Annotated in this window: 2 protein-coding genes; one reads left to right on the top strand and one right to left on the bottom strand. The window is 64.2% G+C overall.

From position 1 onward, the window contains the following. The coding region (locus ABT116_RS48370; RefSeq protein ID WP_351647896.1) for a class I SAM-dependent methyltransferase at positions 1-469 on the top strand (469 nt) is incomplete at its 5' end. Positions 470-492: 23 nt separating this feature from the next. Here the strand turns inward: ABT116_RS48370 and ABT116_RS48365 are convergent. After that, the gene (locus tag ABT116_RS48365) at positions 493-1,083 is read right to left on the bottom strand and encodes a hypothetical protein (RefSeq protein ID WP_351647894.1); all 591 of its coding nucleotides are present in this window, start codon (positions 1,081-1,083) and stop codon (positions 493-495) included. Positions 1,084-1,182 lie beyond the last annotated feature (99 nt).

Raw genomic sequence — 1,182 nt, 5'->3', positions numbered from 1 at the left:
GACCGAACACATCGGCGTCGGAAACTACCCGGCGTACTTCGAGTTCCTCAAGGGCAAGCTGCGTGAGGGTGGGCGTCTGCTCAACCACTGCATCACCCGTCCGGACAACCGAAGCAGCGCCAAGGCAGGCGGATTCATCGACCGGTACGTCTTCCCCGACGGGGAGCTCACCGGATCGGGTCGCATCATCTCCGAGATCCAGAACGTCGGCCTCGAGGTGCGGCACGAGGAGAACCTGCGCGAGCACTACGCACTGACACTCGCCGGATGGTGCCAGAACCTCGTCGACAACTGGGACGCCTGCGTCGCCGAGGTCGGCGAGGGAACCGCACGCGTCTGGGGCCTGTACATGGCCGGCTCTCGCCTCGGATTCGAGCGCAATGTCGTTCAGCTGCACCAGGTTCTGGCCGTCAAGCTCGGCCCCAAGGGTGAGGCGCATGTGCCGCTTCGTCCGTGGTGGAAGGCCTAGGGAGCTCCGCTCCCTGTGAGTGGTTAAGGAGTCTCTGCACTCCTTAACCACTCACAGGCCCTGCAGGGGTTCTCCCCCGTTCTCTCCCAACCTCCCCGCCGCAAGACCATCTCCACCTCGCGCGCAACCTCGCACGGGGTCTTCACCACCTCGTCGAATCCGTAGACCAACCGCGGACGACCTGCCAGCTCTGCCGCATTGTCACGGCGGCGATCACGGAATGCCACCTCGGCCATGGAATGCGCCCACCGACCGTCGAGACGAACTGTCAACGGCACACCCACTTCGCTGTAATCGCAATCCTCGTACAGCGTGCGACCGTCGACGCGAACCGGTAATTGGCGTCTGGCCGACGGCAACCCGTGTGCCTGCTCCACATCCACCGCATAGTGATATTCGAGAGTCGATTGCACCCCGTCTGCCAACAGCTTCACCGCACTGTCGAGGGCCTTCCGGTATCTACGGGGTGAGCGCTCCTCCATGCGTCGACGGATGTCCGTCAAACGGATGCGGCCGTTGGTGACTGTGGTGATGAGGCAGACATAGGCCTCGCGCGGAGTCGGTTCTGCAACAGCCAGATCGAGAGCCGTATCAGCCTTGCTGGTTCGCGGCATCTGCGCCAGAGCGCGGCTCGCCCCGATCCCCGGAGTCGAGGAACTGCTGCACGGCTGGATGGACGGCGGCGGTCTGTTCCCCGAGGCCTCCGCGATGCT

It is taken from the genome of Streptomyces sp. NPDC002130 (genome assembly GCF_040296465.1).
Classification (GTDB): Bacteria; Actinomycetota; Actinomycetes; order Streptomycetales; family Streptomycetaceae; genus Streptomyces.
This window is presented reverse-complemented; position numbering and strand designations above follow the sequence as displayed.

Excerpts from the sequence above, each read along its gene's own strand:
- ABT116_RS48365 (WP_351647894.1), bottom strand. The coding sequence starts at position 1,083 with ATGCCGCGAACCAGCAAGGCTGATACGGCTCTCGATCTGGCTGTTGCA.